Source organism: Jannaschia marina (assembly GCF_013404595.1).
GTDB classification, from domain to species: domain Bacteria; phylum Pseudomonadota; class Alphaproteobacteria; order Rhodobacterales; family Rhodobacteraceae; genus Jannaschia; species Jannaschia marina.
Genome location: NZ_JABVAX010000015.1, coordinates 23,682 through 50,657 on the forward strand (window position 1 = coordinate 23,682; position 26,976 = coordinate 50,657).

General features: G+C 56.3%; 30 protein-coding genes and 1 pseudogene. 24 read left to right on the top strand and 7 right to left on the bottom strand.

Going from position 1 to position 26,976, the window contains the following annotated elements; all coding sequences use genetic code 11:
• Positions 1-37: 37 nt before the first annotated feature.
• Entirely contained in the window at positions 38-568 is a 531-nt protein-coding gene (locus HSX43_RS16890) for a GrpB family protein (protein WP_179381315.1), read from the bottom strand.
• A gap of 174 nt (positions 569-742) precedes the next feature.
• Between HSX43_RS16890 and HSX43_RS16895 the strand changes: the two genes are divergently transcribed.
• Both HSX43_RS16895 and HSX43_RS16900 read left to right on the top strand, forming a co-directional pair.
• On the top strand, positions 743-1,051 hold the full coding sequence (locus HSX43_RS16895; protein ID WP_179381316.1) for a hypothetical protein: 309 nt from the start codon (positions 743-745) through the stop codon (positions 1,049-1,051).
• 259 nt (positions 1,052-1,310) lie between these two features.
• Positions 1,311-1,898: a LysE family translocator gene (locus tag HSX43_RS16900; protein ID WP_235962713.1), complete on the top strand. Its 588-nt coding sequence runs from the start codon at positions 1,311-1,313 to the stop codon at positions 1,896-1,898.
• 30 nt (positions 1,899-1,928) lie between these two features.
• Here HSX43_RS16900 and HSX43_RS16905 read toward each other — a convergent pair whose 3' ends face one another.
• The 4 genes from HSX43_RS16905 to HSX43_RS16920 form a co-directional block, all read right to left on the bottom strand.
• Positions 1,929-2,552 (bottom strand): LysE family translocator, encoded by a 624-nt coding sequence (locus HSX43_RS16905; RefSeq protein ID WP_179381318.1) that lies wholly within the window; start codon positions 2,550-2,552, stop codon positions 1,929-1,931.
• Between the two features lie 310 nt (positions 2,553-2,862).
• On the bottom strand, positions 2,863-3,522 hold the full coding sequence (locus HSX43_RS16910) for a hypothetical protein (protein ID WP_179381319.1): 660 nt from the start codon (positions 3,520-3,522) through the stop codon (positions 2,863-2,865).
• 76 nt (positions 3,523-3,598) lie between these two features.
• Positions 3,599-4,678 (bottom strand): LysM peptidoglycan-binding domain-containing protein, encoded by a 1,080-nt coding sequence (locus tag HSX43_RS16915; protein ID WP_179381320.1) that lies wholly within the window; start codon positions 4,676-4,678, stop codon positions 3,599-3,601.
• A 488-nt stretch (positions 4,679-5,166) separates the two neighbouring features.
• Positions 5,167-5,895: a GntR family transcriptional regulator gene (locus tag HSX43_RS16920; RefSeq protein ID WP_179381321.1), complete on the bottom strand. Its 729-nt coding sequence runs from the start codon at positions 5,893-5,895 to the stop codon at positions 5,167-5,169.
• Between the two features lie 215 nt (positions 5,896-6,110).
• On the opposite strand from HSX43_RS16920, the gene HSX43_RS16925 reads away from it, so the two are divergent.
• From HSX43_RS16925 to HSX43_RS16955, 7 genes and pseudogenes are all read left to right on the top strand, one after another.
• The gene (locus tag HSX43_RS16925; protein ID WP_179381322.1) at positions 6,111-7,139 is read left to right on the top strand and encodes an SIS domain-containing protein; all 1,029 of its coding nucleotides are present in this window, start codon (positions 6,111-6,113) and stop codon (positions 7,137-7,139) included.
• 2 nt (positions 7,140-7,141) lie between these two features.
• Positions 7,142-7,984, top strand: a complete 843-nt coding sequence (locus HSX43_RS16930) for a PfkB family carbohydrate kinase (protein ID WP_179381323.1) — start codon at positions 7,142-7,144, stop codon at positions 7,982-7,984.
• Positions 7,985-8,023: 39 nt separating this feature from the next.
• Complete coding sequence (locus HSX43_RS16935; protein ID WP_179381324.1) at positions 8,024-9,643, top strand: ABC transporter substrate-binding protein; 1,620 nt, start codon at positions 8,024-8,026, stop codon at positions 9,641-9,643.
• A gap of 74 nt (positions 9,644-9,717) precedes the next feature.
• Entirely contained in the window at positions 9,718-10,701 is a 984-nt protein-coding gene (locus tag HSX43_RS16940; protein WP_179381325.1) for an ABC transporter permease, read from the top strand.
• Positions 10,698-11,591: an ABC transporter permease gene (locus HSX43_RS16945; protein ID WP_179381326.1), complete on the top strand. Its 894-nt coding sequence runs from the start codon at positions 10,698-10,700 to the stop codon at positions 11,589-11,591. The genes HSX43_RS16940 and HSX43_RS16945 overlap by 4 nt, the downstream gene beginning before the upstream one ends.
• Positions 11,588-13,351 (top strand): annotated as a pseudogene (locus HSX43_RS20045) (ABC transporter ATP-binding protein). Before HSX43_RS16945 ends, HSX43_RS20045 begins: the two are co-directional and overlap by 4 nt.
• Before the next feature lie 12 nt (positions 13,352-13,363).
• Positions 13,364-14,086, top strand: coding sequence for an SDR family NAD(P)-dependent oxidoreductase (locus tag HSX43_RS16955; protein WP_179381327.1), 723 nt, complete (start codon positions 13,364-13,366; stop codon positions 14,084-14,086).
• Between the two features lie 697 nt (positions 14,087-14,783).
• On the opposite strand, the gene HSX43_RS20050 is transcribed toward HSX43_RS16955, so the two are convergent.
• A complete protein-coding gene (locus HSX43_RS20050; RefSeq protein ID WP_179381328.1) occupies positions 14,784-15,020 on the bottom strand; it encodes a (2Fe-2S)-binding protein in 237 nt (78 codons plus the stop codon).
• On the opposite strand from HSX43_RS20050, the gene HSX43_RS16965 reads away from it, so the two are divergent.
• A complete protein-coding gene (locus HSX43_RS16965; RefSeq protein WP_179381329.1) occupies positions 14,959-15,681 on the top strand; it encodes a Glu/Leu/Phe/Val family dehydrogenase in 723 nt (240 codons plus the stop codon). The genes HSX43_RS20050 and HSX43_RS16965 overlap by 62 nt on opposite strands.
• Positions 15,682-15,968: 287 nt before the next feature.
• On the opposite strand, the gene HSX43_RS16970 is transcribed toward HSX43_RS16965, so the two are convergent.
• Positions 15,969-16,253: a hypothetical protein gene (locus HSX43_RS16970; RefSeq protein ID WP_235962712.1), complete on the bottom strand. Its 285-nt coding sequence runs from the start codon at positions 16,251-16,253 to the stop codon at positions 15,969-15,971.
• Between the two features lie 207 nt (positions 16,254-16,460).
• On the opposite strand from HSX43_RS16970, the gene HSX43_RS16975 reads away from it, so the two are divergent.
• The 14 genes from HSX43_RS16975 to HSX43_RS17040 are packed head-to-tail and all read left to right on the top strand — an operon-like array spanning position 16,461 to position 26,967.
• Entirely contained in the window at positions 16,461-16,814 is a 354-nt protein-coding gene (locus tag HSX43_RS16975) for a hypothetical protein (RefSeq protein ID WP_179381330.1), read from the top strand.
• Positions 16,815-16,860: 46 nt separating this feature from the next.
• The gene (locus HSX43_RS16980) at positions 16,861-17,490 is read left to right on the top strand and encodes a lytic transglycosylase domain-containing protein (protein ID WP_179381331.1); all 630 of its coding nucleotides are present in this window, start codon (positions 16,861-16,863) and stop codon (positions 17,488-17,490) included.
• Positions 17,487-17,783, top strand: a complete 297-nt coding sequence (locus HSX43_RS16985; RefSeq protein ID WP_179381332.1) for a TrbC/VirB2 family protein — start codon at positions 17,487-17,489, stop codon at positions 17,781-17,783. The genes HSX43_RS16980 and HSX43_RS16985 overlap by 4 nt, the downstream gene beginning before the upstream one ends.
• A 29-nt stretch (positions 17,784-17,812) precedes the next feature.
• A complete protein-coding gene (locus HSX43_RS16990) occupies positions 17,813-18,091 on the top strand; it encodes a type IV secretion system protein VirB3 (protein ID WP_179381333.1) in 279 nt (92 codons plus the stop codon).
• On the top strand, positions 18,081-20,444 hold the full coding sequence (locus tag HSX43_RS16995; protein WP_179381334.1) for a VirB4 family type IV secretion/conjugal transfer ATPase: 2,364 nt from the start codon (positions 18,081-18,083) through the stop codon (positions 20,442-20,444). Before HSX43_RS16990 ends, HSX43_RS16995 begins: the two co-directional genes overlap by 11 nt.
• Positions 20,441-20,626 (top strand): hypothetical protein, encoded by a 186-nt coding sequence (locus tag HSX43_RS17000; protein WP_179381335.1) that lies wholly within the window; start codon positions 20,441-20,443, stop codon positions 20,624-20,626. Before HSX43_RS16995 ends, HSX43_RS17000 begins: the two co-directional genes overlap by 4 nt.
• The gene (locus HSX43_RS17005; protein WP_179381336.1) at positions 20,619-21,764 is read left to right on the top strand and encodes a lytic transglycosylase domain-containing protein; all 1,146 of its coding nucleotides are present in this window, start codon (positions 20,619-20,621) and stop codon (positions 21,762-21,764) included. Before HSX43_RS17000 ends, HSX43_RS17005 begins: the two co-directional genes overlap by 8 nt.
• A complete protein-coding gene (locus tag HSX43_RS17010; RefSeq protein ID WP_407929389.1) occupies positions 21,764-22,603 on the top strand; it encodes a type IV secretion system protein in 840 nt (279 codons plus the stop codon). The genes HSX43_RS17005 and HSX43_RS17010 overlap by 1 nt, the downstream gene beginning before the upstream one ends.
• Positions 22,604-22,617: 14 nt before the next feature.
• Positions 22,618-23,271: a virB8 family protein gene (locus HSX43_RS17015; protein ID WP_179381337.1), complete on the top strand. Its 654-nt coding sequence runs from the start codon at positions 22,618-22,620 to the stop codon at positions 23,269-23,271.
• A gap of 2 nt (positions 23,272-23,273) precedes the next feature.
• Positions 23,274-23,972 carry a TrbG/VirB9 family P-type conjugative transfer protein gene (locus HSX43_RS17020; protein ID WP_179381338.1) on the top strand — a complete coding sequence of 233 codons (699 nt, stop codon included), beginning with the start codon at positions 23,274-23,276 and terminating at the stop codon, positions 23,970-23,972.
• Positions 23,969-25,378, top strand: a complete 1,410-nt coding sequence (locus HSX43_RS17025) for a TrbI/VirB10 family protein (RefSeq protein ID WP_179381339.1) — start codon at positions 23,969-23,971, stop codon at positions 25,376-25,378. The genes HSX43_RS17020 and HSX43_RS17025 overlap by 4 nt, the downstream gene beginning before the upstream one ends.
• On the top strand, positions 25,378-26,376 hold the full coding sequence (locus tag HSX43_RS17030; RefSeq protein WP_179381340.1) for an ATPase, T2SS/T4P/T4SS family: 999 nt from the start codon (positions 25,378-25,380) through the stop codon (positions 26,374-26,376). Before HSX43_RS17025 ends, HSX43_RS17030 begins: the two co-directional genes overlap by 1 nt.
• Positions 26,357-26,569: a hypothetical protein gene (locus tag HSX43_RS17035; RefSeq protein ID WP_179381341.1), complete on the top strand. Its 213-nt coding sequence runs from the start codon at positions 26,357-26,359 to the stop codon at positions 26,567-26,569. The genes HSX43_RS17030 and HSX43_RS17035 overlap by 20 nt, the downstream gene beginning before the upstream one ends.
• A complete protein-coding gene (locus HSX43_RS17040) occupies positions 26,566-26,967 on the top strand; it encodes a hypothetical protein (protein WP_179381342.1) in 402 nt (133 codons plus the stop codon). Before HSX43_RS17035 ends, HSX43_RS17040 begins: the two co-directional genes overlap by 4 nt.
• Positions 26,968-26,976: the final 9 nt, after the last annotated feature.

A 26,976-nucleotide genomic window follows, 5' to 3' on the forward strand; every position in this document is an offset into this window, starting at 1 on the left:
ATGATTGGCGCAGCGAAAGAGGAAAAAGAGCCCATACCTACCGAGCGAGTTTTCGAAACCAATCGACAGCCTGTGGTTCGACGCGGCTGACGAACGGGTCCTTTCCGTCCATATACGCTTCCCAAGTGGGAGCATCGCCTCTTGTGAGGCGTTCCTTCACCGCCGAGTATTCCTTCGCTACCTTGGGGTGCGCTATCAGGTAGTCCCTGAACGCGAGATGGCGCTCGGCGTGCTGTGAACCTTCTTCGAACATATGGAGGTGATGTGTCCGAGTGCCGCTACTGTCGATCTTCCTGAAATATCGCCTACCTTCAATGCCGTACGCACCCATTGCCTCATACCCCAAATTTTCGACAGGGGGAGTTTTGGCATCAGCTTCGGCAAGCGTGGAAACCATGCCAAGAATGTCTATTATGGGTTTGGCTAGGATACCCGGAATCGCGGTACTGCCAATGTGATGAAGGTGAACCGACGTGTTTCCGAATGCCTGCTTTATTGCTTTGGCCTCGTCTTCAAAAGCCATCTTCCAGAGTGGATCGTGAGGAACGACAAAAGCAACCATGAACATCTATTTGGTTCAGTTGCCCATCATTGGCAACGGCAACTTCGTCCGCGTAGCTGTCATCCGTGGCTTAGGTGCGCTCGTCGCAGAGCCGCAAGTCCACTCTGAGCCCTTTCTGCTCGTCACACGTCCACCATAGGTTTAGGGTATTGCTAGATTTTGAAGAAAGAAATCGACCTGATGCCTGATATTTACGAACTCGTTCTTTGCGACATTTCCGGTGAACATAAACCTGTCGCGGTGTTCAAGTCTGAACGGCCCTTCATGCCGCTTCACGTTGGCGAACGCTTTGACGATCATGGCTGGGAGCGTCTTGATGGCGTTGGAAAAGTTGGCTCCAAAGAAGAACCGATCCGCTATCTTGTGTTCGCAACCAAGCATGTCGTCATTGAGGTGGACGGCAAGATGATCTATCAATTCTGCGTTGATCTACAGCCTTATAGCGGCCCGCGATCACCTGCTTGGGGCCACCATAATCCAGTTGCGTAGCGATGTGCTCAGTCGAAAGGCAGGTTTGTCCCGCAGACCTTTCATTTGGCGAGCATCGGGCTCTGCCGCACCGCCGCAAGGCCGCTTCTGAGCCCTTTTTTGCCGAGTGCTGCGCAGTGAACAACCGTCTGCTTCCTACAGATCGCATGTACTAAGGCTCGACAAATTGGCAAGGGGGAGCCAAGGTGAGGCTCTTGATTGAAGAAAGCAAAACGTTTTGGACGGATTACTATTCCTCAGCTTTTTGGCCGCAACTCTATTGATTGTAGTCACACCAGGTCCTTCAGTCGCACTTGCCTCATCTCAGGCTGTGCGTTTTGGGCCTAGAGCAGCCGCTGTCACGGTGGCTGGTGATGCACTTGGTTCGATTGTTCACATTCTAATCGCGGTGGCTAGCCTGCAAACACTTATTGGCATGTCAGAAGTTGTGCTGCCGTACCTCCAGATCGCCGGTGGTCTGTTTATTCTTTATTTGGCGTGGAATTCGCTTCGAACCACCGCCGAACATCAACCAAATGAAGGTCAAAGCACTCAGGTTCCTCGGGCGACTTTCTTTGCCGGCTTCTTTGCCTGTGTGACGAACCCAAAAGCTATCGTCTTCTTTGTTGCACTGTTTCCGGGGTTCATTTCCTCAGAGCATAGTGTGATCGTTCAGTCGCTGATCTACGGGGCAATGTTTGTCGGTTTGGACGCCGCCTTCATCTTTGGATACGCATTATTGGCAATGCATGCATTCAACAAGACGATCTCAGGCCGTCTGAGCATTGAGAGGGTCAGCGGGTTCGGATTAGCAGGCGTGGGTGCGCTTCTCGTTTACAAGGGCTACAAGTCCTTACCATCGAGCTAGTCGCGGTAGAGAAAAAACGCCTAGTCCTGATTACTGAAGCCGAGCCGTCGCCACTTTCAGTCCTGCCATGGTGAAGCCAACGGCAAAAAAGCCTTCGAACCAACGACGTAAACGGACATACGCGCGCGTCATGTACGGCGCGGAAAAAAGCAGCGCGTAACCCAGAAACACGACAGTGCTTTGAAGTCCTACAACACCTACAACAGTCGCCAGTTGAGCAGGCGATGCGTCAGTTGGAACGCCAATCGAGTATAACGCCCCAAAGAAGAGGACCGATTTAGGGTTGGTGATATGGAGCGCTGCGCCTCTGGCGACAAGCGAGCGTGAAGTTCCTCTGATCGCATTTGTCTTAATGTCCTTAGACGACAATGCAGATCGGGCCGCTTTCCAAGCGAGATACAACAAATATGCCGCTCCGGCAAATCGGATGACTTCAAAAGCCCATCCATGAGCCAGCATGATTGCTCCAAGTCCGAAGGCGGCAGCAATGGACCATGTTAATGATCCGCATACGATACCGACAGCTAGTAGAAGCCCATCTCTGCGTCCACGCGACATTGAAGTCCCTGCAATTGCAAGAGTTGCTGGGCCGGGGCTCATACTCGCCGCCAATGCTGCCAAGAGTATGACAACTAGGTTAACTTCGCCGAGCATATCAGTAACCCCTTCTTTGAGTTGGATAGGAAGCTTGTTACCGGATAAATTCCATCCTGCCCATCTACACTTCGCGAAAGCCGACGTTGACGCAGCCGCAGCGAAAGCCCGCTTCGTCCCGCATGTTACCAGTTCATACGCCGCGCCGCGAAGGTCTGCTATGGCCCCTGCCCCAGTCTCATTAATGAAAAATGCTAAGTGATTGTTCTCATTGCAGGGGCAATCTCATCATTAAAGGACTCCGACAGTTACGAATAACAAACCCTTCGTGGCAAAACAGCAGTCTGGTCCATCTAGCGAATACTGGTTCTCAAGGGCAACCGTCCCCAGAGCAAGCGAATTCTCGCGACACTCGCAGCTCGCCCAGGTTCGAAACATCAACCGTGTATCCCTCTTCATCGTAGCCAGTTAATATACCCTTCACCGTCAACTCACCCTGAGTAAGCACGACAGCTCCGCCTAACCTAACTTCATCGGTTGGAAATTCGGGACATTCGATCCCAGCGCAATTTGCTTTATCAATATCAATCCGGAATTCGCCAAGATCAGTCGCCAGCACGTATTGGCGATCAACAATTTCGATAAGCACACCGGTCAATGCGACTGACCCGTCAGTTGATGTCAGGGTGACGGGCTCTTCGTCCCAGACCAGTTTGATCGAGTCTGGGCAGGCGATGCCTATACAGGTCAATCCTTCAATCGGAATTGTAATTGTCCCCATTATTGTATTGAGGCGAATATCCGTATCCGAGGCAGAGACCAATTCACCCGTCACGTCGTCATTGCTGTCGTCGCCAAACTTAATCGTCACCGTGTTCTCTGCTTGTGCAAAGACAGTGACAGCGCAGAACGACAGGAACGTGGCGAGAGGTAGTGCTGAGTTGATCCTATACTTCTTCAAAAAAATCATGTGAACTTTCCCAGTCGTTCGTGCTGTCGCCTTTAACCATGTGCTCGCAAGCTTGCTCATTGTTATCTTGCTTAACTTCAGGCCGTTTCAGCCCCGCATCTGGCAGCGTGTTTGCGCTGTTGATGTGGGTCAGATTTCATTCGGAGTAGGAGGCGTTAAATTCTTCCAAGTGACGGCGTACCGTTGTGAACCAAACGCCCGAATCCTTGATCTGGGTCAGGCCGCTGTTGAAGGTCGCAACCAGTTCTTCACTCTGCGGATGTGTTTTAGCAATGAGTGCTCGGATCGGGGAAACGTAGGACAATTGCTCGTGAAACATAATGGAAGATGGGTCTTCAAGATTGCTCAGCATTGGTTCGGCAGCATCCGTCGCGACGACAGCCACGTCAACTTCGCCTTCGATGACAGCTTCGAGACATCCTAAAGAATCCGGGCGACGCACAATCGAAATTTCTGGCTCTCTTAGTCCAACTTCTTCGATCATCGCAGTCGAGAATCCTTCGGCACGGCAGAGTGACTTACCAACTAGCTGCGAATGCTCGGTATATTCAGTGATACCGCCGATCGTGTAGTAGGCAATAATCTGGCGATAAAGCGGTTCGGTCCAGTTAAAGTTGTTACACCGAAACTGAGAGTCATCGTTCAGTTGATCAAGCAACTCGCAATTCGGCCGGCTCCATCCAATGCTAAAGTCATACGCGTGATCTGTAAGCAATGGGGTCAGATGGGCCCCACCGTCATTGATGAAGTCAATTTGGTAATCCGGATTACCATTCGCTTCGGCGAGGGCAAGATTTGTAATCTCGGTCAACATGCCCCCCTGCGCCTGGTCTTCATCCGCGAATGGGGCCCATCCTGTGCCGGTGAGCACGCGGATCGGACGGTTTTGCGAGGGGCCAGGAAGCGCTTCTGTTGTTTGTTCGCGACGGATATTTTCAGCACTCGCGGTGGACTCACCGATCTCCTCGCTCAAACAAGGGATAATTAACTTTTGACCAACACGGATCAAGGCAGGGTCCCTTCCGATTGTTTCGGCATTGGCGTTGTAGATGAGGCTAAAACTTTCAGGACTTCCATATGCCCTTTGAGCGATCCCGCTCAGAAAATCGCCCGAGCGAACCGTGTAATCTTGTCCGCACGAAATAGCCTGCGCACTCACTTCAGACGGCATGAGGAAGCTACTGCAAATAAATACTGTAGATAGCGTGTACTTCATCTCTTGTTCCTTTTCGTTAGCAACATCGCCTCTGGAAACCCAACGCGAGCAGCATGGACTACTATACCAATGCGAATCTGGTACCATTGTTTTATGACGAAAAAAAGGCATTAACAGAGTAAGACCATGGCCAACGAGTTGGAGCAGCAGCGAACAAACAGACTATTGGCCTGACTTTGTTGGGTCTTGCACCGTTGGAGGGCGCCGCTCCAGACGTGAGAAAGAGGCGACTGACGCATTTCGTTTTTCGGCGATCGCCGTCTCAAAAAACCATCATCCATATGGTACGCGTTCAGCCGCCAACAACTTGAACATTTCAGGTTCAACGTTTTTCACAAAACCATCAGTTCAGTCGCCGATGAAGGGCTCAACTCGGGATGGCAGCCGATGGCCAAACATCTATTACCTGGAGTAAAATTGTCGAATTTGTCGCTCGCTAGTTCGCGCTCAAACATTTTCGCGCAAGGCAATCTACCAGTCGAACCCTTTCACTCAACCACCAACATCACCCGGCGCGGGTGGTTGAGTGAGCTAAGATATTCGATGGGATTACCATCTTTGTCAGAAGTGACGGAATCAATGATCAAGGCTACCTCACCCTGCTTCATATCCAGCGTTTCGAGGTCCTGAGTGGAGATTGTTCCGGAACTGATCGTTGCTTTGGCTGTGCCAATGGCAATGTCATAGCGGTCTCTGAGAAGACCATAGAGAGAAAGATCACGGACCAGATCGGTTGCCGTAAGCCCCGGAACCAAGGCTGTTGGTATCCAAGTTGTCTCAATACAAAAGGGCTGCTCATTCACTGTCCGAAGACGTTTGATAATGAAGAGCGGGTCACCGACTTCTACATCAAGCCGGTCCGCGATGCGCACGCTTGCCTGCCCCTGCTCGAAAAACATCAGCTTACTGCCGGCTTTTCCTCCTGATGCCCCGACGATCTCGGTAATCGGTTGCGAAAATGAGTGCGCGGAAATTGGTCTAAGGACCGTCGGTGACGGGATATAGGTTCCGCTGGTGCCCCGTCTCTCAAGAAGCCCCTCTGCGATGAGATTGTCGATCGCCTTGCGAAGTGTTGCTCGATGCACATCGAAGCGTTCGCACAAATCTCGCTCAGACGGGATTCGGTCACCAGCGATGTAGTTGCGTTGTTCGACCAGTTGGCGCAGTGAAGCCTGCACTTTCTCATAGACCAGCGGTTGTTTTTCAGTCTGCTGCAATCGTTGCCCCCTACCCATTCGACACCTGTTTCGAGAACTGGTCTATTTTCAGATGCAACTTAAGACAAGAAATACTTGGCATAAGTTGATCCGGCAACTGTACCAATCGATCTGCATTCGAGCTGCTAGCACAAAGATCATGGCTCCCGTTGACAGCCCCCCAATAGTCCAGTTAGCATTTGGTCTAACGCACCAAAGAATCATGAGGACATGAAATGACAGGCGAGACTTCCCGAAAAGAAACAGTAGCAGCACTTCAGGGAGCGGCTGACTCAGTGCGAGATGCAGCAGCACTTGGACGGAAGCTGGCAAAAGACATCGACCGGATTTATTTTGTCGCCTGTGGTGCTCCAAACCGCTCGATGCTGGCGCTCGAATACTGGATCCAGCACTACAGCCCCTCACTCGAAGTTCGCCGCTACTTCCCTGCCGAGTTCATGACGCAGGAAACGCCTCGTCTCGATGATCGCACTCTGGTCGTCATGGGCTCGAAATCCGGGACCACGAAGGAAACCGTCGAAGGCGCGGTCTACTTCAAAGACACCCCGGCAATCACAGTCGGTTTCACAACGACTGAAGACAAGCCACTGGCACAGGCCGTTGATCATGCGATCCTGACGACCGAAGCCGAACGCGATATTGTTGGTCTGCCTCATACCTCCATGGCGATTGCAATGATGGGCTTTATGGGCGGACTTCTTGGTGAGCGCGACGGTTGGGAACTTGAAGAAAAACTTTTGTCCTCCCTCGAAGCTCTGCCTGAAGCAGCGGCTGAATCGAAGATCAGCAACGAGGATCGAGCGACTGAACATGCGCTCGCGCTCAAAGACGATAAGACGATCTATCACGTCGCCTCCGGCCCGATGTTCTGCACCGCTTATGTCTTTGGTGTCTGCACGCTGATGGAAATGCAGTGGCTCAACAGCACACCGCTGGAAGGGGCCGAGTTCTTCCATGGACCGTTCGAAGTGATGGACAAGGATGTCCCGTTCTTCCTCCTGCTTGGCGAAGACCCAAGCCGCCCACTGATGGAGCGTGTCGTTCGCTTCTCCGAGAAGTATGGCAAACGCCTCTTCATCTACGATTCCAAAGACTACGAGATGCCCGGCATCGCGCCCGAGGTCCGTGCGATCGTTGCACCCTACATCATCGGCGTGGCGCTCGACCGCATCGGCGAACTGCTGGCCGAGCATCACGACCACCCGCTCGAAACGCGACGCTACATGTGGAAAGTGGACTACTGATCATGACCCGCGTCCTTGGCCTTGGTGACAATACCGTCGACATCTACGTCGATCATGGCCTGCAATACCCAGGCGGCAATTCTGTGAACTTCGCTGTCTATGCGAAACGCCTGGGAGTGGACGCGGCCTATCTTGGGTGTGTGGGTGACGATGCGCTTGGCCGCATCGTCATCGACGCTCTCGAAGACGAAGGTGTCGATACGTCACGCACGCGATTGACCCAAACTCCGACATCCTGGTCGCGCGTTCGTCACTCAGATGGGGATCGCTGGTTTGATGGTAGTCATCTCTACACTGATGAGGATTACGCTCTGACAGATGACGATCTGGACTTCATGTCAGAGTTCGATCTGGTCCACACAGGGGTCAACTCGCGTCTGGATAAAAGACTGCGGGACATCACATCGCGCACGAAGCTGCTGAGCTACGATTTCTCGGACAAATACAGCGAGCAAACGATCGCGATGGCCGCGCCTTTCGTGGATGTTGTAGCCCTATCGACAGCCGATCAGCCAAAAGAACGCGCTATTGGTTGGGCGCGGCTTGTCGCGTCTTACGGCCCCAAAACCGTTCTCATCACGCGCGGATCGGAAGGAGCGATCTGCCTGCATGAAAACGCTTGGTATCGCCAGAGCATCGTGGAGGTCGATGCAACGGACACATTGGGCGCTGGAGACGCCTTTCTGACAGCTTTTCTCGTGCGGCGCCTGAAAGGTGCTGACGTGCCGCAAGCAATGCATGACGCCGCGACTTTCGCAGCGCGTGTTTGCACCGAGGAAGCGGCGTTTGGACATGGCTCGCCGGTTTGCCCCGGCCAGCCGGGTCTTGAACGGCCATCTGCGTAAAGCACCACCCGAAAATGTATCCAAGGGAGGATCACACCAATGAAAACCTTTAACTCAGGCATGAAGGCCGGGTTCACCAGAACCGCCAGCGTGCTCGCGCTCGGCCTTGTGGCCGGTGCCGCGATGGCGGATGGGCACGCTGCCTATTTGACCGATGCTGACAACGTTCCGTCAGAAGATCAGCGTGGCGGCACACTCGTCGCCGGGTTTCACATTCCGTTGACACATCCGAATGGTGCGGTTGCGTCCGGCTTGCGGAACATCGTCGGGACTCAGATCCATGCAGGGCTTATTCGCCTGAACGATGATTATGAGCCGATCCCCTATCTCGCCAATGAGTGGGGCTTTTCCGAAGACGGTCTTCAGTTCAACGTCGAGCTGAATGAAAATGCCGTGTTCCATGACGGTGAACAGATCACCTGCACAGACGTTGCCTTCAGTATTGCGACCTCGCAGGCAAACCACCCGTTCAAGTCGATGTTCGCACCTGTCTCCAGCGTGGATGGCGGTGACTCCACCAGCTGCACCATCAATCTGGACGCACCGCATCCAGCACTTCTGATGGCACTTACGCCGGGTCTTCTGCCGATCATTCCCGAGCACATCTTCAACGACGGGCAGGAAATGCCGACCCATCCGCGTTTGACGCAGGACATCGTCGGCTCGGGTCCGTTCCGTGTCACTGAATGGAATGGTCAGGACATCGTTCGCCTTGAGCGGTTTGAAGACTTCTTCATCGACGGCCTGCCCTACCTGGACGAGATCGTTCTCGACATCGTGCAGGATCAGTCCACGCTGGCGCTCGGTCTGGAATCTGGTCAGTACGACATGATTTCTATCTGGTCGGGTGATGACGTGGTGCGCTTCCAAGGCGACGACCGCTTCAACGTGATCGACCAGGGTTTTGAAGCCATCGGTTCCATTCCGTGGTTGCAGATCAACGTGCGCGATGAAGTTCTCTCCGATCCGCGTGTGCGTCAGGCGCTTTGGCTGGCTTACGATTTCGAAGAATACAACGATGTCGTCTATGCGGGTCAGCATCGTCGGCAATGTACGGGTATCCAGAGCCAGAGCCCATTCTACAATGCGGATGCGGAATGCTATGATCGCGATGTCGAAGCGTCTCGCGCCCTTCTCGCCGAAGCGGGCTACCCCGATGGCCTTGAGCTGACAATCTCAACCTTCCCCGGTCAGTTGCAAACCGGTGCCGAAGTTCTTCAGCGTCAGTTCGCCGAAGCGGGCATCACGCTCAACATCGACGTCAAACCCGATGAAGTGACGCTTCTGAACGAAGTCACGGCAGAAGACAGCCCTTATCAACTGTCACTTGTCGGTCTCTGGAATTGGGGTGATCCGGTTATCGGTGTGAGCCGCAGCTATGTCTGTGACAATCGCCGTGTCGGCGTCGCGTTCTCCAACATGAGCTGGTACTGCAATGAGGAAGTGGATGCGGTCTTCGCAGAAGCCGCACAGACCGTCGATCTCGATGCACGGCGCGACCTCTACTTCCAGGTTCAGGACATGCTCAACGCAGATGTGCCGGTGATCCCCCTGACCAACGAGGTCTGGTATACTCCGATGCAACTGAGCGTGCAGAACCCGCCGAACGGCGTCTGGGGCTGGATGGATAGCTGGGCCGAGACCTGGATTCAGAACTAACACCGGACCTCCCGTGACGCGGGGCGGTGGCTCTCCCACGCCGCCCCGCGTCTCTTTCTTGAAAGGCAACAGAAATGCTCGCGATCGCGACAAAGATTGGCGAATCTCTCCTGCTCATTCTGGCCGTGCTCGTGTTCAACTTCGTGCTGGTCTACATCGCGCCAGGAAGTGTAATCGATGCCCTCTCGGCAGGGTCTCTCGGAGACGCCAGTGAAGCTCAAATCGAAGCCGTCCGCGAACGGCTCGGTCTGGACAAATCCTTCTTCGGACAACTCTTCATGTATCTTGGAAACGTCCTGCAAGGCGATTTTGGATACTCACCCATCGGCAACAGACCCGTTGTGGAGATGATTGCTCCGCGCATCTTTCCGACACTGCTTCTGGCGTTTTCCGCGCTGACCTTCGCTGTCACTATTGGCATCGCGATTGGGACTGCCGCCGCCCGTCGCCCAGACAGCTTCCTGAGTTCCGGCCTCACGGTCTTTGCGTTGATCGGGTTCGCGATGCCCGTCTTTTGGACCGGCATCCTGCTCATTCTCGTTTTCGGTGTATGGCTCGACTGGCTCCCTGTCGCCGGAATGAACGACCTCCGCATGTCCAGCCGTGCAGGTTTTTTTGAGCGTGCGGTCGACACAGCAGAGCATCTGATCCTGCCCACGGTTTCGCTCGGCGTAATCTTCCTTGCGACCTACGCGCGGCTTGCACGGGCCTCTATGATGGAAGTCCTACAGTCAGACTACATTCGCACCGCCCGCGCCAAGGGCCTCCATGAAAGCAAGGTTCTCTTCAAACATGGACTGCGCAACGGCATCATCCCGATTATCACTGTTCTCGGACTTGAGTTCGGTATCCTCCTCTCCGGCGCGATCCTCGTGGAAACTGTCTTTGCATGGCCCGGTCTGGGACGGCTCGCGTTCGAAGCAGTCCTCAACCGGGATACCAATGTCTTGCTTGCCATTCTCACAATGGTGTCTGTGACGGTGATCCTGGCAAACCTCTTGACGGATATCGTTTACCGTCTGGTCGATCCCCGTATTCGCACGGGAGGACGGGCATGACAACTTTGCGCGACACAACAACTCTTGCTGATACCCGCGAGCGACCACCAATCGAGCGGTATCAGGGCCTGCGCATGTTCATGGCAAACAAGGCGGCAGTTCTTGGAGCCATCCTGCTCGGGGTAATTTTGATCATCAGCTACATTTTGCCGCTCTTCATCACGACCGACAAATTGGCCTATGTCGCCTCGCGGCATACCCCTCCCTTGACAGAAGGAGGTCCTATTCTTGGGACCGATTACCTCGGACGCGATGTGGCGCTCATTGTCATGCACGGTGGATCCACCACGCTTGAAGTGGCCGGGTTCGCGGCGCTGCTGATCATATTTGTGGGGGCCACGATCGGAGCATTCGCAGGATACTATGGTGGCATGGTTGACCGGGTGCTGATGAAGGTGACGGAATTTTTTCAGGTTCTCCCTGGTCTATTGTTTGCGCTTGTCGTTGTGGCACTCTTCGGGGCGTCTACCGCGACAATTGTAATCGCCATCGGCATTGTGTCATGGCCGCCGATTGCGCGTCAGACCCGTTCCGAATTCATGAAGCAGAAAGGGTTGGAATATGTGAAAGCGGCGAAAGCCATCGGGGCATCAAACGCCCGCATCATTCTGCGCACGATCCTGCCGAACACTTTTCCGATTTTGATCGTGCAAAGCACGCTGACCATGGGAGCCGCGATCCTTTTCGAGGCGGGCCTAGCATTCCTTGGTCTCGGCGATCCAAACAACCTCAGCTGGGGTTACTATGTAGGCCTGAACCGCCAGTATTTTCTGACGAATTGGTGGGCGGTCTCGATCCCTGGCTTCATGGTCTTCCTCACGGTCCTCAGCCTCAGCCTCATAGGCGATGGCTTGCAAGACGCGATCAATCCAAAGCTACGGGGGCGCTGATGGACCAGCCACTTCTTTCCGTCCGCAATCTCACCGTGAAATTTGGCGAGTTTAAAGCTATCGACGGGCTGAGCTTCGATCTGTATCCCGGCAAAACACTGGCCGTCGTTGGAGAGAGTGGATCTGGGAAATCCGTCACCGCCCTTTCGATCATGCGTCTGGTCGAGCTTGGCACCCGCGCGAAGGTTGCAGAAGGTGAGGTTCTACTGCGCCGTGATGACGGGTCAACGATTGACCTGCTCAAGCAATCCGAACGCGCAATGCGGAGCATCCGGGGGAACGACATCTCCATGGTGTTTCAGGAACCGCTGACTAGCCTGAACCCGGTCTACACGACTGGGGATCAGGTCATCGAGACGATCCGCCAACACCGAAAAACCACCCGGCGCGATGCGGCAAAGCGTGCACTGGAAATGTTCGAAAAGGTCCGTATACCGCGGCCCGACAAGGTGATGCAGGACTATCCGCACCAACTCTCTGGTGGCATGCGCCAGCGTGTCATGATCGCCATGGCGCTCTCCTGCGACCCTCGCCTTCTGATCGCCGATGAGCCGACGACCGCGCTGGACGTGACGATTCAGGCGCAAATGCTGGGTCTGATGAAGTCGCTCCAACAAGAGACTGGCGCTGCGGTCATGCTCATTACGCACGATATGGGCGTGGTGGCTGAGGTCGCAGACGACATGGTGGTCATGCGAAACTCGAAGTTTGTCGAAAGTGGGTCGGTGTATGACATCTTCGAGAAACCCGGCGCGGCCTACACGCGGGCCCTGCTCGCCTCTGTACCGAGGCTTGGCTCAATGAAAGGTAAGACGGAACCTGAACGGTTCGATCTTGTGGACCGGGAAGGAATGTGAATGAGTAAATATCTTCTGGAAACCGAAGGGCTGACGAAGACCTTTCCGCTCGCTGACGGTTCGTCCGTTCACGCGGTCGAAAACGTCTCGATACAGGTGAATCACTCGGAAACGCTGGCCATCGTCGGGGAAAGCGGGTGCGGAAAATCCACGCTCGCCAATCTCGTCTGTCGCTTGCTCGATCCAACCTCCGGGCGCGTTAAGCTCAATGGGGAGGACATCACGTCGCTCAACACGACTGCGATGCGACCTTATCGGCGCGAGATGCAGATGATTTTTCAGGATCCTTACGCCAGCCTTGATCCCCGGCGAACGGTCGGGGATTCGGTCTCGGAACCCCTTCTGATCCACGGCCAAGCCAAGCGAGGTGCGGAACTACAGGATCGCGTTGCAAGCCTCTTCAGCAAAGTTGGTTTGCAAGAGGACGATATGGAGCGGTTTCCGCACCAGTTCTCTGGTGGCCAACGTCAAAGAGTGTGCATCGCCAGAGCGCTGACACTGGCCCCTAAACTGGTCATCGCCGATGAATCCGTGTCGGCCCTCGATGTGTCTGTCCAAGCGCAGGTCATCAACTTGATGATGGACCTCCAGGACGAAATGAAGCTCAGCTATCTCTTCATCACGCATGATTTGGCGGTTGTTGAACGCATGGCGCACCGTGTTGCGGTCATGTATCTGGGCCAGGTCGTTGAAATCGGGCCACGCGCGGCCGTGTTCGAAAACCCGACACATTCCTACACCCGAAAGTTACTGGATGCTGCCCCCATCGCGGACCCACGACAGCGAAGGGAGAGACCCTTACTGACCGGTGAAATACCAAGCCCTAGATGGCCGAAAGGGGAAGCACCGCAACTTGTAAACCTAGTTGAAGTCGGGGACGGCCATCTTGTCGCTAAGGAATAGGATGTAGCCAGAATGAGTACCGATGAAGAATTTGGGCGTGTCGCGGTCATTTCCGGTGCAGATGGTGGTATTGGCGCGGCGGTCGCGCAAGAACTCATGAATCATGGCTATCGTCTGAGCCTTGGCGCACTTGATCCAAAGTCACTTGAAAAGCTCCACGGTCCTGAGACCGAAAACCGTATGTACGCCCGCTTCGATGCATTCGAGCCTGAAACTGCGGAAAAGTGGATCATAACAACCGCGACGAGATTTGGTGGCATTGATATACTGATTAACTGCGCCGGATGGGCAGAGCCTGTCAGCATCTATGACGACAATGACGAAGCACTCAATCGCTTGTGGACCGTAAATGCAAAGGCTCCGTTGCGCCTTACGAGGCTGTGCCTTCCTTATCTTGAAGAGACAGGTCGGGGCCGGATCACAAACCTCGTTTCCATGGCTGGTAAGCGGGTACGGAACGCCTTCGTCGGCTACGCCATGACGAAGTATGCGCTCATGGCGGTCACTCACAGCACCAGAACTTTGACCTGGGACAAGGGTGTGCGCGCGACAGCTGTATGCCCCGGTTGGGTCAGCACTGAAATGAGTAAGAATGCGAAGACGAAGACCATTGAGCTCGACGAGATGATCTCCCCCGAAACGCTAGCCCATATTATCCGCATAAATCTGGAACTGCCCAACAGCGCTGCTATCGCAGAATTACTCGTGAACTGCGAGTTCGAAGACATATTTTGAGGCATAAATTTCAGTTGAACGACTGGCGAGCAGTTTAGGTAAGTTTGAGGTGCTCCTAGACTTGTAAGCGATGAGCACAAGCAGAATGCGGTGCATTAGATCACGGTGCGGAGCCATCCTAGACTAGCTTCGTTAGTCACGCCCCGATACCAAACATCGGACCGATTATGGCCCACGCCCTCTGCAACGTCGGGCGATAACCTGCGATGCTGGTCGGCTTACGATCTGACCGAGGAAGGGGCTTTCCGCGTCCACTGCACTGAGGTCAGCTTCTCCGACGACACCTTCAGAAAGATGAAGTCGAAAGAACTCAATCCAATCACCTCTAACGTTCTGGTGGGCCAAGGCCGCCGTTCTGGCGCGCATGGCTTTTGATACTCAGTCGGTGGGCCAGACAATACTGATAGTTCTTACCGTCGCAAGCGGACTGCTTGGACTTTCGGCTCTGTTTGTATTGATGAGAAAGCACCTATCTTGGGTTTTTCTTCTGCCTCTTACAGGAATTCTCGGGTGGGAGTTCCTGAAGGCTGCAACCTGAGGGGAGAACAATGGGACCGTTGAACGCTACTCAATCTACGTCATTCCACAAAGCGATTATTGTCCAATGGGCTTGAAAATCCAGCATACTTCGCCGTCGAATTGAAATCGCCTTACGGCCAAGCTGATAAATCTCAATATTGCATAGCCATTGCCCTGCTCACGAGTCGAGCTTCGCGAGGGTTGCGAAGCTTACCGGAAGGATCGGATTGCGCGCGCGGGGCAGCCCGACTTGATCTGTCGAGCGGCTCGTGCTGTGGGCCGCGAAGTCAGCGAGGGAATGGCTGCACAGCCGACCCTGACAGGGGCCCATGCCGATGCGAAGCGCGCGCTTGATGGCCTTCGGGTCGGTGCCGTGCGTCTCGATCGCATCGGTTACGGCAGAGGCTCGTATCATCACTGTAATCGAGCGCGATGGTGCAGTCCGAAACCCAGAAGGTCTGAATATTGAAGCTCTGAAACAGCATCTCGTTGAAACTGGTGCACTAGAGGGGTTCTCCGGTGGCGACTACGAAGCAGATGGCCCCACGGCGCTCGAAGATAGCTGCGATCTTCTGATCCCTGCGGCCTTGGAGGGCGCCATCCATGCGAAAAATGCCGAGCGGATCAACGCCCGCTTAATCGTGGAAGCGGCCAATGGCCCGGTAACGTTCGAGGCCGATCGAATCCTTCAGGAAAACGGCGTCGTGATTTTGCCGGATCTGTTCGCAAATGCCGGTGGTGTGACCGTAAGCTACTTCGAGTGGGTCAAAAATATCACGCATATTCCGTTTGGACTTATGGAGCGCAGGCGCGAAGAAAACGCTCACCGCGCGCTGGCAGGCTCGATCGAAAAGATGACCGGCAACAGCTTTCCGACCGATGCGGCCAAGAGCTTTATCGACGGCGCTCGGGAGATAGACCTGGTGCGCTCCGGCCTCGACGAAAAGATGCGATCAGCCTACGCAGAAATGTCTCAACTCTGGAACACGAAGAAAGGGGCGAAGGATTTACGCACGGCTGCATACTCGATCGCGGTGCGAAAAATTGCCGGAATGTATCAGGCGCTAGGGATCTGACGGAACCGTAGCCATCTCCAACGACGACTTAACCCACGGTTGCAAAGTATGCTGCGCTTGCGAAAATTTCCAATTTGCGAGTCTCAGAGACTCTCTTTCCTGCGGCATTGAATTTGTTGATTTTTTGATCTCAAGAATAACGATAACCGACACTGACCTTTTATATTCGGGTTGCTGCGGTGCGGCAAAGCTGCAATGAGTGACGTGAAGTAACCTGCCCTACTGCACGGCAGGATTGTAGCGAGGGGGATGTTTCAAGAGAGAATGCGGCGTTAGGGCGCGCTTTTCTAGTCGGTGGTTGCCTGGATGAAACGTCCATATTCCTGAGCAACTTCATTCGACTCCTGAAAGGCCCGTGCCCGCTCTTCGTCCAGACAGCGGAAATATGCGCTGATCTCGGACAGGTAGGTCTCGAAGTCCTGAACGATCAGATCGCGATACTCGCGCGCGTCGGCAGGATCACTGGGGACAAAGGGACGAGCTGGCGCGAGGCATGTCGCGGCAGAAGCGCCCAAAGGGCATAGGACGCAGAAGATTATAGGAAATGCTCTTAGCAGGCGTGTGCGCGTCATGCGTGTATATCCCCATATTCTCTTGGAAAATGCCCTCTATCTACGTAACAGTGACTGCGGAAAGCAGTCTTGGCAAGTAAGAAACTTATAACTTGCCAGACATCTTATAACATTCTAAAACGGTGGTGCCCGAGGAGGGTGCCATCGTTCGTCGTCCAACGAGAGAGCGCGAACATGGGGTCACACATAGAAAAAGAAGCGCCGAATGTGGTCACGACGAAGTATTTCAAAGAGCTTCTCAGGTCGGGCTATCTCGCTGAGGTCGTCTGCACCAAGGAAGCCTTTAAGAAGTCAGCGGTCTGGTATGGCGAGTGGATTGTCCGCGTCGTCGATTCGGACGGGACCTTTGAAAGACTCGTTGCTTCCACTCGGCTCCCAGGCCAATCCGAAGAAGAAATTCGGATACGGACACACAAGACCGCAAACGGTCTCATCTCCTTCCTCCATGCAGCCGGGTTCACCCACCCGACTGTCCCTCTGGAAAAAGGCGGTCGCCAGATCATGCGGCTGCCTGACGATGCAATCGGTGTCCCTGCCTCTGACGAGGACGGCGACGACTAGCACATTTCTGCTCGCCCTTTGGGGCGGGGCAGCATCGGCGCAGGGCATGGTCTTCGTGATGAACGATGACGGCTCCCTGACAGCCTCGACGCCACAATCCAACTTCGCCCGCAACTACAATGACGGGATCGGCCAAGGGTCGGCAGAGGATGGTCTGCGGATCCTCGGTGACGATGATGAAAGTGCGGCGGAAGGTGCGGAGGGCGATTTCCGCGTCGCCTCGATCGCACCTATTCGCAGAGCGCCGCGACCGGAAATTCTCAACGCCATTGACCAGACCGCGCTGCGCTACGCGACCCATCCGGGGCTTCGGCGCGCGGGCCTGACGGTGACGGAATGGCGTCTCGTCTTTCGATCAAACATCGAGATTGAGAGTGCCTACAACCCCACGGCGCGAAGCTCGGTTGGGGCCTACGGTCTCGGACAGCTCATGCCAGCAACAGCGGCGGACCTCGGCGTCGATCCGCTGGACTGGCGACAGAACCTCGACGGCTCGGCTCGTTATCTCTTGCAGATGATGAACCAGTTCGGGGACGTGCGGCTCGCACTGGCGGCATACAACGCCGGTCCAGATGCGGTCACACGCTACGGCGGCATCCCACCCTATCGGGAAACGCAAAACCACGTCAGCCGCGTGCTGGCGGTCTTCAACCGGCTAGAGGGAGAAAACTCATGAAGCCAAACGCAAATATCGTCACGGCCCTATCCGTGATGTTGCTCTTCGCGGCGTCTCCGGCGCTTGCGCAGAGTATCGATCTTTCGCCGGTGCAGAACCTTCTGCAAGGCATCGTGGACGCGATTACGGGGCCGCTCGGCATCGTGATCGGGACACTGGCGCTGATCGGCGTCTTCCTGTCCTGGCTCTTCGGCATCCTCGACTTCCGGCAGGCCCTCTGGGTCGTGGTCGCAATCGCCGGCATCGCGGCGGCTCCGACCATCGTAGCGGCGATCTGGGGTGGCGGTCCGTAAGGCCCCGCCCTGAAAGAAGGAACAGACGAATGGCAGAACAATCGCGCCTTTTCATCGGCTTGATCCGACCTCCCAAACTGCTCGGCCTTCCCATCATGTATGCGATGGTCTGGCTGTTCGGCTCGGTTCTGCTGTTCGTCTGGTTTCAGCACTGGCTGATCGCGGTGGTGGCAGGATGTCTCTATCCGCTGCTCTGGAAGGCGGCGGATTGGGATCCCGCATTCATTGATGTGGTCGCCACCACGCTTCAGGAAACCCCCCCTACCCCGAATAGGAAAGTGCATGGAGGCGACAGCTATGCCCCGTGATGAAGGTCATGATCCCATGACACTGCTCCCGGACTGGGCGAAGCGCGAGCGCGAGCTTGCGCACATGCTGCCATATGTGACGCTTGCCAATGACCATACGGTCAGGACGCGCGGCAACGAGCTGTTCCAGTGCATCCGTCTTACGGGCGTGAACAGCAACACGACCGACGACGAATATCTCGACAGAACGCGCGCCCTTCTAGCGTCGATCATCGCTCAGAGCGGTGAAAAATTCAGTTTCTACGTCCATAAGGTCTCCAAGGGGATCGACGCGAACCTTCGCGCCGTGGACGGCGATGATTTTGCCGCGCGGGTCGATGCGAAGTGGCGCGCGTCGCTCGATGAGGCGAACCTTCGCGACAAAACCCTCACGGTGACGGTGATCCACCGCCCTACCCTGACCCAAAAGCTGCCCTTTTCATCGAAGAAGACCATCGGTCTGCTGCGCCAGCAGACGGAAAAACGGCTTCGCATCTTAAGTGAGCTGGTCGGACAGTTGAAATCGACCTTTGCGGACATGAAGCCGCGACTGCTCTCGGCAATGTCAGGCGAATTGCTGGGCTTCCTTGGCGCGCTCAACACCGGCCAGGAACTCCCCCTCTTTCAGGGGTCGAAATACGGATACCTCTCGCAGGATGTCGCCAATACCCGCGTGACATTCCAAGGCACGACATTCGTGCTTTCGGACGGTGCGGTCGGGACGAGATATGGCACCACGTTTGCGGTGAAGCAGTATCCGGCGAAGACGAGCTGCACCATGTTCGACAGCCTCAACCTGCCTGTCGATATGGTGGTCACGCATTCGTTCACCCCGATCAACAGCAACATGATGGCCTCCCGGATCAAGCGTCAGCGCCGGATGATGAAGGCCGCGGATGATGGGGCAATCTCCCTCGAAGCCGAACTGGTCGAGGCACTCGATGACCTTGAAGCGAAGCGGCTGACCTTCGGGGACCATCATATGACGGTGACGGTCTTTGCGGACACGCCGGAGCAACTAGACGCAATTTCCGGCGAGGTCAGGAACATCGCGGCCAGCGAGGGCGTGAACATCATCAACGAAGGGTTTGCTGCAAAGACCCACTTCTTCGCGCAGCACCCTGGAAATTCCGCCAAGCGGAGCCGGAAAGCGGCGATCACCAACCGGAACTTCGCAGACTTCGCCGCTCTGCACCGCGCGCCTCTCGGGAAACAAGGTCATCAGGTGCCGTGGGGAACGCCGATCACGATGTTCCCAACGCCTGAACGCTCGGGCTATTGGTTCAACTATCACGAAGAAGGGTCTCCCGAAAAGGAACCGACCGGGGGACACACGTTGATCCTCGGCCGTCCGGGTTCGGGTAAATCGGTCCTGTCGGCATTCCTCATGACCCAGGCGCGACGCATGGGTGTGCGCATCTTCGTCTTCGACTACCGCGCAGGTATGGAAATGGCCGTTCGCGCGAACGGCGGAAGCTATTCGGCAGTAAAGGCCGGCGAGCCGACAGGGCTCAACCCGCTGCGCACCGAGATAGATGAACGCGGTCAGGCGTGGTTGGCGGACTGGATGGCCGCGCTGATCCACAGGCAGGACAAACCGCTTTCTCCGTCCCAAACGAACCGTATCCAGGAAGTCGTCCGGCAAAATGCCAATGCGGTCCGTGACGATCTGCGCAACTGGTCCGATTTGGCGTCGCTGTTCGCATCGACCGATGATGGCGGTGATCTTCATGAACGAGTGCAGGAATGGACCGCGACCGGGCGCTACGGCTGGATCTTCGGCCAGAACGCAGAAGACACGTTCTCTCTCGAAGGGGATGTGGTGGGCTTCGATCTGACCGGCATTCTCGACAGTGAAAGCGAAAAAGAGCGAATGGCCGTTCTCTCCTACCTCTTCCGGCGGGTGGAGCGCAAAATCGAGGACCGGAAGCCGACGATCATCATCATTGATGAAGCATGGAAGGCGCTCGACAACCCCTACTTCGCGGAACGCCTGTCCAACTGGCTGGTCACGGCACGGAAACAAAACGCGGTCGTCGTGATGATGACGCAGTATGCCAGTCAGCTCGAACAGACCAGAACCGGCAAGACGATCATCGAAGCGGTTCCGACCCAAATTCTGCTGCCGAACATCCGGGCTTCGGCCTCGGACTATTCGATGCTGAACCTGCACGCGAAAGAACTCGATCTGCTCCTGACCACGGGAAGCAATTCGCGTCTCGGCCTGGTCCGGGATGATGGAGGGTCTGTCGTCATTGACGCGGACCTGAGCGCCCTCGGCCCGCTGCTCACGGTGCTGGGCGGGATGGAAACGGGCGAACAACTGGTTGGTGCTGACTACCGCCAGAGACCGGACTTTTGGAGGATCACATGAAAACTGCTGCACTGCTCACCCTCGTCGCCCTGACACTCGGCGCTTGCACGAATTACCGGCCATCGGAGGCGAACTGCTTCAACTTCATGGCCGTCGCACCCGCCGAAGATCCCTGCAACTTCGTCGCTCTGGACGGAGCGATCCCCGTCGATCAGCTTCAGGAGGTTGCGTTCAATGAATAGGCTTTTGCTTCATACGGCGGCTATTGCCCTGTGTGCGGCTTCAGCCTCGGCCCAGGGCGTTCCGACCGTGGATAACGGTCTGGCAATCCGCAACGAGCTTGCCAACCAGCACCGCGAAAACGACCTAGAGGTTCAGGCCGATACTCTGGGCGTGCAGGAAGAAATCGCGGAAATCGAGCGTGAACAGCTCGCCGTCCTGCAACAGATTCTCGATGCGCAGACAAGCCTGGGGGGCCAGGGCATCCCGGCGATGGTCACGGCGCTCGAAGACGGCGGTTCGCCGGAGCAATCTGCGGATGTGCTTTACAGCCCGACCGATCCGAACCCTGGCGCACCGCAAATGTTCGGGGATGCGTCTGGAAACATCGAACAGCTCATCATTCGCGTCGCGATTGAAACGCATGGCTATTCTGGCGTGTCCGAAGCCGGTTTGTCCGTGGTCCAGTGGCGGTGCTTGCTGCAAGCCCTGATCTGGCAGGAAAGCCGGTTCACGATTGGGGCACGGTCGCCGGTCGGGGCCTTCGGGTTGACGCAGATCATGCCGGGAACGGCTGGCGATCTTGGCATCTACCCGGAATATTACGACAGCCCGTATATCCAGGTGGAAGGTGGTGCCCGGTATCTCGCACAGATGCTTCGCATGTTCGACGGGAACATCATTCACGCCCTGGCTGCCTACAACGCTGGCCCCGGCAACGTGCAGAGATACGGGGGCGTGCCGCCGTTTCAGGAAACGCAGCACTACGTCCAGGTCATCCCAGAAAAATACAATTACTACCTCTCTGTTGTGGGAGGGATCGACGCTCTGGGCACGATTGACGTTTCCCTTCTGGCAAACTCGAACCTCTCGCTGACCGGAGCCAATGCCGCAACCTACGGCAATCACTCGATGGCCTCGATCACTGTCGCAGCACAGCGCATTCGGAACATCGTCCAAAGGATAGGCGAGACCGAAGATTTGCAGGAGTCGATGGCGCTCAACACCTACGCGCGGGCCGAGCTGGTGCGGTTGATCGCAGCGCGGACCCGGCTGCAAGCCGCCCGAACCCAACCGATGAGCGCCGAACAGATGGCGATCGCAGCCGCCCGCATGGCGGAAAACGAATTTTTCGACTTCACCTTGGAGGATCTGGACTGATGACTTTTCTCTCACACCTGCGCAGAACTCTGCGCACCACAACGATCATCGCGGGTCTCGCAATGACGGCGTTGACCGCGCCCAGCCTTCTGGGGGGCGGCGCGGCCTACGCTCAGGGCGTTCCCACAGTCGATGCGCGCAACATCGCGCAGGAAATCCAGCAACTTCGTCAGATGATTGAAGACGAAGTGCTGCAAAACGAACAGCTTGTCCAACTCCGTGAGCAATTCGCCACGCTTCAGGAACAGCTCGCGGAATTGCAGGCGACCTATGAGGCGCTGACCGGGCTGATGGAGCTGCCGGAGATCATCACGACCCAATTCGAGGAAGAGTTGAACGGGCTGCTCGATCAGGAATTTGGCGACATCCTGGCGACAATCGACGCGATCCGCGAAGGGGATTTTTCGGCTCTCGCAGGAAACAACGCTGCGGGCATCGAAACCCAGATGACACGGGTTCTCGAACAGGCCGGGTTCGATGAAGACACTCTGCGCGAAATGGCGACAAGCGGAAACGCCGGTGCCGAACGCACGGCGACGCAGGCCACCACGGGCGCGGTCGTCTCGGCCGCTGCACAGACCTCCTACGAGGAAGCCGGTCAGTCGCTCGAACGCGTTGACCGCCTCGTCGGCATGATTGGTGACATGGAAGAGCTGAAAGACAGCGTGGATCTGAACACCCGCGTCACTGCGGAGCTGGCGATCGCGCTTGTCGCGATGTGGCAGCTTGAGGCGGTGCAGACCGTTGGCGACGGCCAGGGCGGCGTGATCGACGCGGCAACCATCGCAGAAGAACAGCGGTTCATGGACTTCACCCTCCCTGAACTCCGTGCCGACTAAGGAAGGACAGGGACGTGTCGAACGAAACAGAAATTGTTGAGGAAGAGCTGATCTACGGCGCACGTCGCCGCGAACAGCTTTGGCAGAAGCTCGGGATCAGCGGTCTGGTCTTCGGGATTGTCGGATGCCTCTCTGCGGCAGCGGTCGCGGTCCTCGACACGGACCCTCCGCCTGTCGTCGTCCCCTACAACCCCGAGACGGGCATGGCCCTGCCGAACGCCTCTGTCGGGGCGGTCACGGTGACGGAAAATCAGGCGATCATTGAAGCTGCGGTTTTCCGCTATGTGACGGATCGCGAAACCTACAACCAGGTGGACAACGATCTTCGGGTGCGCAGCATCCTCGAACGCTCTGATGGCGCGGCTGAAGCCTCAATGCGCAACCTGTGGAACAGTGCCAACGCGAATTATCCTCCCACGGTCTATGGCGGAAACGCACGCCTCGATGTCGAAATTCTCTCGATCAACCGGATCGGAACGAACCGGGCGACCGTGCGGCTGCGCAAGCGCCTGACCGGCCCACAAGGCGTCCAGGCTGGCCTCTTCACCGCGACGCTTCTGTTCGAGTTTAGGCCCGAAGAGCGTCGGAGCATTGATGACGTGTGGACGAACCCTTTCGGCTTCACCGTCACGGAATACAGCATTCGTTCTGACAGATTGGAGAATTGAAAATGAAGCTACTCAACAGCACCATTCTGTCGCTGGCCCTGGCTCTTGCTGCGGCTCCTGCCTTGGCCGAAACCACACCCAACCGGGGGCCGAACGACAGTCGCGTTCGCGTCGCAACCTATCAGGAAGGCCAGGTCTATCGCCTGCACGTCAGCCTGACGCATGTGACTAGCATCGAGTTTGGTCAAGGCGAGACGATCCGGTCGATCATCGCGGGGGACACGGAAGGCTTCCAGCTCGACGGCGTTCCCGGTGGTCAGGCGTTTGCGATCAAGCCCCTTGCCCGCGGCGTCCATACGAACATCACGGTCTATACAAACCGGCGCAGTTACTACTTCAATGTGACGGAAAGCTCGTCACCCACCTTCTACGTGGTCCAATTCCGGTATCCTGAAGAGCAGCGGGCACCTCAGAATGCCGTCGCTGCGGCTGCGCCCAACTATAACTACGCGGCCAGCAATCGCACGGATTTCACGCCCACGGCGGTCTGGGATGATGGCACATTCACCTACTTCCGGTTCGCCCGGAACGCGCCGGTGCCGGCGATCTTCCGGTATCGCAACGGTGGAGAACGAACCGTCAACAGCACCCAGATCGAAGACGGCGTTTTGCGGGTCTCCGGGGTCAATGACCAATGGGTTCTGCGTCTTGGCGAGGAAATCGTCTGTATTCAAGAAATCGTGCCGGGGGCAAGCTCATGAGCGAAGTGGACGAACTTAGAAAGCGCCTTGATGAACTCGAAGGTGGAAGCGGCGGTGGGAAAAAACGCCCCTCGGCTGTCGCGGCAATCGGCGGCGTCGCCGCGATTGCGACCCTTGGTGGTGTCGTTTGGTTGACGCTGCAAGAAGAGCCTGAACCGCTGTTGCCCACAGCACAGCCGGAAGAATTTCAGGCAGAAGGTGATGGGTTTGGCGAGATTGAACCCTTCGTCCCCCCTGCCCCGCCGGAACCGGAAGTTGTGGAGGTTCCAGTCCAGCCGAACGCGGAACTCCTGGAACAGCTCGCCGCCCTACGCGCCGAGATCGAGGAACTGCGAAACGCGGAAGCTCCGGTGGTCGAGGATGACACGGCGGCTGCCGAAGCTATCGAGGCCCTGACGGCCCAGATCGCGGCGTTGCAGGAAGCCTCCCAAAACGCCCAAGAGCAATTCGCGGAGGCTCTGGAAGAGCGGGATCGCGAGCTGCGTCAGCTTCAGGCGGACCTCGAACTGGCAATGCTGGATCAAGGGCCTGATCCGGCCCTGCAACAGCGCATTCGCGACCTCGAAAATCGCATCCTTGAAATGCAGGCCATGCCGGGTCCAACGGAAGAAGATTTGCTGGAACTGGAACGCCAGCGCCTTGCGGCTGAAGAAGAAGCTCGCCGCCTGGCCGAACTGGAACGTCGCCGTCTCGAAGAAGAAGCCTTCCAGCAAGCGCGCATCCAGTCTCCGACCATCGCCTTTGGCGGTGCTGGTGGCCAGGACGGTGAACTTGTCGAGCGCACCTTTGGCGAAGTGACCGATTTCGTGCTGAACGGCGCGTTGCCGACGCAGGTGACGCAGGCTGAAGTGATCGCGAACCCCGGCAATACCGTGATCCAGGGAACGATGATCCAAGCTGTCATGGAAACGGCGGTGTCGAGCGAGCTTCCAGGCCAGGTGCGGGCCGTGATTTCGGAGGATGTCCATTCGTATGACGGCTCACGCATTCTGATTCCGCGCGGATCGAAACTGATCGGGCGGTATCGTGCTGGCGCCGACATCGCGCAGAGCAGGATCACGATTGCATGGGACCGGATCATCCTGCCGAACGACCAGACGGTCGTTATCAGCTCCTTCGGGGGCGATGAACTTGGCCGGTCCGGCACAACGGGCTTTGTGGACACGCGCTTCGATGAACGCTTCGGATCGGCTGCTCTGATCTCGCTTATCAATGCCCTGCCCGGCGCAGCTGCGGCCCAGGTTGAAGATGACACCAGTGCGGAGGTGCTGGAGGATGTTGGCGACGATCTGAGCGACAGCACCGGCAGTGTCATTGACGATTATCTCTCCATTGGCCCCGTGATCTACGTCGAACAAGGCGCTCGGATCACGGTCATGGTCGATCGCGATCTGGAAATTTTCTGATGTCGGGTGCGTATCTTGAAAGCTCGCTCGACAAGCTGCCCGACGCGCAACGACCAGACGTGATCGAGATATGTATCAACCCCGATGGGCAAATCTGGGGCGAGTTTCAGGGGGATCACTTTATGAGCCCCCTGAACGCCACCCTGACCCAGACCGAGATACGTGACCTTGGCAATCAAATCGCCTCTGCCGCCAGCACGACGATCAGCAAGGACAAACCTATCGTATCGGTGAGCATCACCTACAAGGACCGTCCGATCCGCGCCCAGGTCATTATGCCACCCGCCGTCATCGACGGCGTGTCGATCAGTCTGCGTTTTTTTTCCACCCTGCCGCTTAGCGACATAAAGCTGAAGTTTCTCTATGGGGCAGAACACAGTCTCGAACAGAAACGACTTCAGCGGAACCGTGAGCTGCGCGAGGTCGCAAAGTCCGGCGACATCGACGCCTGCACACAGTTTTGTGTCGATCACAAGTTGAACATGATCGTCTCCGGCGGAACTTCGACAGGCAAGACGGTCGCCGCTCGTAAGATTCTCGCGTTGGTCCCGCCGGAAGAACGGATCATCACCATCGAGGAAGCGGCCGAGCTGGTGCCTCCGCAACCGAACACAGTGACGCTGATCTCGAACCGCGATGTGAAAATGCAGTCGGCCGATACGCTGCTCACCTCGACGCTTCGGATGCGACCGGATCGTATTGTCCTGGGCGAGGTTCGCGGCAGCGAGGCCATGACGTTTCTCGAAGCCATCAACACCGGCCACGGTGGGTCGATGACGACGCTTCACGCCGAGACGCCTCAACTGGCGGTTCAACGGCTGGCAATCGCCGCCCTCAAAACCGACATCCCCATGACCTACCAGGACATGATACAATACATCGAAAGCTCCATCGACGTGATCGTCCAAGCTGCACGCGCGGACGGCGATAGGGGCATCACCGAATTTTACCTGCCCGGCCAGACAATGGAGGATGGCGATGAAGACATTCGAACATGAAGTGCTTTTTTTCCACGCTCACAACGAGAAAACGCACAACGAAATGAAAGCTAGTCTTGCGGAGTGGGGCATGGCGGGGTTCGCAATCGTCGCGGTTCATCCGGCACAAGATAAAAAAGGCTTCAATGGCTACACCGTATTTCTGTCGCGCGAATTGATTGATCTGAAGAAGAACCATGAGGATGCGGCATGAAGATAGTCCTGTATGCAGTGCTGTCGGCAACCATAAGTTTGCCTACGGTTTCAGTCGCCCAGATGGTTTCATCGGGCCAGACTGACGAGATTTGTCCGGGTCGACCAAATGAGCCGCAGATAATCCAGAATATGCCTGTCCAAGAGGCTTATCGCACCCTTTTGCTTCAAGCGATGTATTCGGCCTATCGCTATGAGCTTGTGGTTCAGACTGGCACCTGCTCATGCGATAACCGCTTTCCCTCTTGGGAGCCGGTGGTGGAATATTATCTCGAGAACTACGCGAGGCTTGAAGATGAATGGGCTGTCATGGACGCACAACGCCCTTATGACGCAGCCAAGCGACTGCACCGAGAGCCGCATCGAACCATTTGTGTTCAACAGGGCAACTGGCGGTGAGGCAAAGCC

Coding starts and splice junctions, on each gene's coding strand:
- HSX43_RS16940 (WP_179381325.1), top strand. CDS start 9,718: ATGCTCGCGATCGCGACAAAGATTGGCGAATCTCTCCTGCTCATTCTG.
- HSX43_RS16970 (WP_235962712.1), bottom strand. CDS start 16,253: ATGACGCGCACACGCCTGCTAAGAGCATTTCCTATAATCTTCTGCGTC.
- HSX43_RS16925 (WP_179381322.1), top strand. CDS start 6,111: ATGACAGGCGAGACTTCCCGAAAAGAAACAGTAGCAGCACTTCAGGGA.
- HSX43_RS16895 (WP_179381316.1), top strand. CDS start 743: ATGCCTGATATTTACGAACTCGTTCTTTGCGACATTTCCGGTGAACAT.
- HSX43_RS16985 (WP_179381332.1), top strand. CDS start 17,487: ATGAAGCCAAACGCAAATATCGTCACGGCCCTATCCGTGATGTTGCTC.
- HSX43_RS16980 (WP_179381331.1), top strand. CDS start 16,861: ATGGTCTTCGTGATGAACGATGACGGCTCCCTGACAGCCTCGACGCCA.
- HSX43_RS16995 (WP_179381334.1), top strand. CDS start 18,081: ATGCCCCGTGATGAAGGTCATGATCCCATGACACTGCTCCCGGACTGG.
- HSX43_RS16915 (WP_179381320.1), bottom strand. CDS start 4,678: ATGAAGTACACGCTATCTACAGTATTTATTTGCAGTAGCTTCCTCATG.
- HSX43_RS17030 (WP_179381340.1), top strand. CDS start 25,378: ATGTCGGGTGCGTATCTTGAAAGCTCGCTCGACAAGCTGCCCGACGCG.
- HSX43_RS17025 (WP_179381339.1), top strand. CDS start 23,969: ATGAGCGAAGTGGACGAACTTAGAAAGCGCCTTGATGAACTCGAAGGT.
- HSX43_RS16890 (WP_179381315.1), bottom strand. CDS start 568: ATGTTCATGGTTGCTTTTGTCGTTCCTCACGATCCACTCTGGAAGATG.
- HSX43_RS17040 (WP_179381342.1), top strand. CDS start 26,566: ATGAAGATAGTCCTGTATGCAGTGCTGTCGGCAACCATAAGTTTGCCT.
- HSX43_RS16935 (WP_179381324.1), top strand. CDS start 8,024: ATGAAAACCTTTAACTCAGGCATGAAGGCCGGGTTCACCAGAACCGCC.
- HSX43_RS20050 (WP_179381328.1), bottom strand. CDS start 15,020: ATGATACGAGCCTCTGCCGTAACCGATGCGATCGAGACGCACGGCACC.
- HSX43_RS17010 (WP_407929389.1), top strand. CDS start 21,764: ATGACTTTTCTCTCACACCTGCGCAGAACTCTGCGCACCACAACGATC.
- HSX43_RS17000 (WP_179381335.1), top strand. CDS start 20,441: ATGAAAACTGCTGCACTGCTCACCCTCGTCGCCCTGACACTCGGCGCT.
- HSX43_RS17035 (WP_179381341.1), top strand. CDS start 26,357: ATGAAGACATTCGAACATGAAGTGCTTTTTTTCCACGCTCACAACGAG.
- HSX43_RS16955 (WP_179381327.1), top strand. CDS start 13,364: ATGAGTACCGATGAAGAATTTGGGCGTGTCGCGGTCATTTCCGGTGCA.
- HSX43_RS16990 (WP_179381333.1), top strand. CDS start 17,813: ATGGCAGAACAATCGCGCCTTTTCATCGGCTTGATCCGACCTCCCAAA.
- HSX43_RS16965 (WP_179381329.1), top strand. CDS start 14,959: ATGGCCTTCGGGTCGGTGCCGTGCGTCTCGATCGCATCGGTTACGGCA.
- HSX43_RS16945 (WP_179381326.1), top strand. CDS start 10,698: ATGACAACTTTGCGCGACACAACAACTCTTGCTGATACCCGCGAGCGA.
- HSX43_RS16910 (WP_179381319.1), bottom strand. CDS start 3,522: ATGAGCAAGCTTGCGAGCACATGGTTAAAGGCGACAGCACGAACGACT.
- HSX43_RS16905 (WP_179381318.1), bottom strand. CDS start 2,552: ATGCTCGGCGAAGTTAACCTAGTTGTCATACTCTTGGCAGCATTGGCG.
- HSX43_RS17005 (WP_179381336.1), top strand. CDS start 20,619: ATGAATAGGCTTTTGCTTCATACGGCGGCTATTGCCCTGTGTGCGGCT.
- HSX43_RS16930 (WP_179381323.1), top strand. CDS start 7,142: ATGACCCGCGTCCTTGGCCTTGGTGACAATACCGTCGACATCTACGTC.
- HSX43_RS17020 (WP_179381338.1), top strand. CDS start 23,274: ATGAAGCTACTCAACAGCACCATTCTGTCGCTGGCCCTGGCTCTTGCT.